We start from the raw sequence: 3,891 nt of genomic DNA, 5'->3' as shown, positions 1-3,891 counted from the left end.
ATTTGTAGAATGCAATTGATGAGCCTGCCAGATGGCAGGCTTTTAGCTGCCTTGCACACAAAAATTCAGACACTCCCCGCACAGGGGCGACGCATGAAGCACGAAGGCATAGCGCGGATGCCAGCGAAAACGCAAACATACCGACCGGCAACTCCTCCACACAGAAAGCACACCGCGGATGCCCACCGCAAAGACAGACAGACCACCCCCACCGCCCCGCGGCAGCAAACAAAAAACCAAACCGCAGATCAAAAACCCCTGCAAACCAAAAACATTTCCGGTATACCTGTCGCCCGACACAACCTAACCCCAACCCACCCGCCGCCAGGCAAAAATGCTTCCCAACCTGCTAGTCCAATTGATCAACGGACTCGCCGACGCCTCGGCGCTCTTTCTCGTCGCGGCGGGCCTGTCGCTGATCTTCGGCGTCACGCGCATCGTCAACTTCGCGCATGGCTCGTTCTACATGCTGGGTGTCTACGTTGCCTACAGCATCGCGAGCCGCTTCGGCACGAGCAGCGTCATCGGCTTCTGGCTGTCGATGCTCGCTTCTGCGCTGGTGATCGGCATACTCGGCGCGCTCGTCGAATTCGTCGTGCTGAGGCGCATCTACAAGGCACCCGAACTGTTCCATCTGCTAGCGACATTCGCGCTCGTGCTGATCTTCCGCGACGCCGCACTCGCGATCTGGGGACCGCAGGACCTGTTCGGCCCGCGCGCGCCGCATCTGTCCGGCGCCGTCGAACTGCTCGGCCATCAACTGCCGACATGGGACATCGCGTTGATCGTAATCGGGCCGCTCGTGCTCCTGTTGCTGTGGTATGCGTTGACGCGCACGCGCTGGGGCACGCTCGTGCGCGCGGCGACACAGGATCGTGAGATGCTCGGCGCGCTCGGCATCAACCAGGCATGGCTGTTCACGGGTGTGTTCTTCGTAGGCGCGTTTCTCGCGGGGCTTGGCGGCGCACTGCAAGGGCCACGCATGTCGGCGAATCTGTCGCTCGATCTCGAAACGATCGGCAACGCGTTCGTCGTCGTCGTGGTCGGCGGGATGGGCTCGATTCCGGGTGCATTCATCGCGGCGCTGCTGATCGCGGAGATCAAGGCGCTGTGCATCGGCATCGGACACGTGTCGCTGTTCGGCGTCGATCTTTCGTTGAGCCGCTTCACGCTCGTCGCGGAGTTTGTCGTGATGGCCGTCGTGCTCGTCGTGCGGCCGTGGGGCCTGTTGGGACGGGCGACGTCGACGGTTCGCGCGGCGGCGCCCGCCGACATGCCATTGAAGCCCGCAGGCAAGCTGCTCAAGTGGCTCGCGGCATGCGTGCTGGCCGTGCTCGTGCTCGCGCCGCTCGCCGCCGGCGCATTTCCGTACATGCCCGTGCTGCTCGTCGAAGTTCTGATTGCCGTGCTGTTCGCGGCGAGCCTGCACTTCATCATGGGACCGGGCGGCATGCATTCGTTTGGTCATGCCGCGTACTTCGGCCTCGGCGCGTACGGCGCAGCGCTCTTTCTGAAAGTGCTCGATCTGCCGATGGAAGCCGCGCTCGTTCTCGGGCCGCTGCTCGCCGTGCTCGGCGCGCTGGTGTTCGGCTGGTTCTGCGTGCGACTGTCGGGCGTGTATCTGGCGATGCTCACGCTCGCGTTCGCGCAGATCGTCTGGTCCGTCGTGTATCAGTGGGACGACGTGACGGGCGGCAGCAACGGCATCCTTGGGCTATGGCCGTCGAACTGGCTGTCATCGCCCGTCGCCTACTACTACCTGACGCTCGCGTTCGCCGTGCTCGGCGTGTGGCTGTTGCGCCGCATGCTGTTCTCACCGCTTGGATTTGCGATGCGTGCCTCCCGCGATTCGGCGTTGCGCGCGGAAGCCATTGGCATCGACACGAAACGCGTGCAATGGGCCGCGTTCGTGATTGCGTCGTTGTTCTGCGGGCTTGCTGGCTCGCTGTACGCATTTTCCAAAGGCACGATTTCGCCGGAAGTGATCAGCGTGAGCCGTTCCGTCGACGGACTCGTGATGGTACTGCTCGGCGGCATCCAGACGTTGACGGGGCCCGTCGCGGGCGCGGCGCTGTTCACGTGGCTGCAGGACACCGTCGCGCGTCAGACCGACTACTGGCAGGCGCTGCTAGGCATCGCGATCCTGTTGCTTGTGATTGCGTTTCCGCAAGGCATCGTGGGGTTTGTGCGCGAGCGCTTCGAGCGCGATGAAGCACAAGCAGGAGGCCGCCAATGAGCCTTCTGCGCGTATCGAATCTGTCGATGTCGTTCGGCGGCGTGAAAGCCGTCGACGACGTCTCGTTCGACGTGAAGCCCGGCGAACTGCTCGCCTTGATCGGCCCGAACGGCGCAGGCAAATCGACGTGCTTCAACATCGTCAACGGACAACTGCGTCCGACGCACGGCTCCGTGATGCTGGACGGACACGAACTCGTCGGCATGCGGCCGCGTGATATCTGGCGACGCGGCGTCGGCCGCACGTTCCAAGTCGCGGCGACCTTCAACTCGATGACCGTGCTTGAAAACGTGCAGATGGCGCTCGTATCGCGCGAAAAGCGTCTATACGGATTGTGGAAACCGGCAGCGTCGCACTTCGAGGGCGAAGCGTTGACGCTGCTCGACCAGGTCGGCATGACGGCGCATGCGCAACGCGCGTGCAGCGTGCTTGCCTATGGCGACGTGAAGCGCGTCGAGATGGCCATTGCGCTCGCGAACCGACCGAAGCTGCTGCTGATGGACGAGCCGACGGCGGGCATGGCGCCGCAGGAACGCACTGAGCTGATGGCGCTGACGAAGCGTCTTTCCGCCGAGCGCCATATCGGCGTGCTGTTCACCGAGCACAGCATGGACGTCGTATTTTCCAGCGCGGACCGGATCATCGTGCTTGCGCGCGGCAAGCTGATTGCGCAGGGCGACGCGGACACGATACGCAACGACGCCAACGTGCAGGCTGTCTACTTCGGCACGGGCAAGACGTTCCAGCCGCGCGCGGCGTTATCGCACGATGGCGGTGAGCCACACACGGAGCCGCGCACATGAACGCACCACTGCTGAAAGTCGAGGGGCTGAATGCGTTCTACGGGCGCGCGCAAATTCTCTTCGACGTGAGCCTCGAAGTTGGGCGCGGCGAAGTTGTCGCGCTGATGGGCCGTAACGGCGCGGGCAAATCGACGACGATGAAGTCGATCATGGGGTTGATGGCGCGTCGTGAAGGCGCGATTCATTTCGACGGGGCCGATATCTCGGCGTTGCCGCCGCATCGGATTGCCCGGATGGGGCTCGGTTATGTGCCTGAAGATCGTCGGGTGTTCTCTGGTCTCACTGTGATGGAGAATCTCGACACGGGGCGGCAACCCGAGCGCGCGGGGGCGCCTGCGTGGACGCCCGACAAGCTCTTCCAGCTGTTTCCGAATCTCGGTGAGATGCCGCAGCGTCATGGCGGGCAGATGAGCGGTGGCGAGCAGCAGATGCTCACTGTGTCGAGGACGCTGATGGGGAATCCGTATCTGGTGTTGCTCGACGAGCCGTCGGAAGGCGTCGCGCCTTTGATCGTCGAGCAGATGGCCAATATGATTCTTGAGCTCAAGCGCGAGGGGTTGTCCATTCTTCTGTCTGAGCAGAACTTTCATTTTGCCGAGCTGGTCAGTGACCGCGCGTATGTGCTCGAAAAAGGTCAGATTCGGTATGGTGGGGCGATGCACGAACTCGCGGGGGATGAGGGTGTGCGGCGGGCGTATCTGGGGGTTTGATGTCTGCGACGCTAGGGTTGGGGTTTGCTTTTCGCTGGCATCCGCGATTTGTTAGCGTGCTTCAAGCGTCGCCCCTGTGCGGGGCGGCACCTACTTTTCTTTGCCGCCGCAAAGAAAAGTAGGCAAAAGAAAGCGGCTAACA

3 protein-coding genes are annotated in these 3,891 nt (G+C 62.7%); all 3 read left to right on the top strand.

Annotated elements, in window-relative coordinates:
• The first annotated feature begins 334 nt into the window (after window positions 1–334).
• Genes SB822_RS54200 through SB822_RS54190 form a run of 3 tightly spaced genes read left to right on the top strand, consistent with a single transcriptional unit; the run spans window position 335 to window position 3,749 of the window.
• Complete coding sequence (locus SB822_RS54200) at window positions 335–2,236, top strand: ABC transporter permease (RefSeq protein WP_410858736.1); 1,902 nt, start codon at window positions 335–337, stop codon at window positions 2,234–2,236.
• The gene (locus SB822_RS54195; RefSeq protein WP_410858735.1) at window positions 2,233–3,039 is read left to right on the top strand and encodes an ABC transporter ATP-binding protein; all 807 of its coding nucleotides are present in this window, start codon (window positions 2,233–2,235) and stop codon (window positions 3,037–3,039) included. The genes SB822_RS54200 and SB822_RS54195 overlap by 4 nt, the downstream gene beginning before the upstream one ends.
• Window positions 3,036–3,749, top strand: coding sequence for an ABC transporter ATP-binding protein (locus SB822_RS54190; protein WP_410858734.1), 714 nt, complete (start codon window positions 3,036–3,038; stop codon window positions 3,747–3,749). Before SB822_RS54195 ends, SB822_RS54190 begins: the two co-directional genes overlap by 4 nt.
• Window positions 3,750–3,891: the final 142 nt, after the last annotated feature.

This window comes from Paraburkholderia sp. SIMBA_054, assembly GCF_046534875.1.
Taxonomy (GTDB): Bacteria; Pseudomonadota; Gammaproteobacteria; order Burkholderiales; family Burkholderiaceae; genus Paraburkholderia; species Paraburkholderia hospita.
The sequence above is the reverse complement of the archived record's forward strand: the minus strand, read 5'-3'. Positions and strand labels throughout refer to the sequence as shown.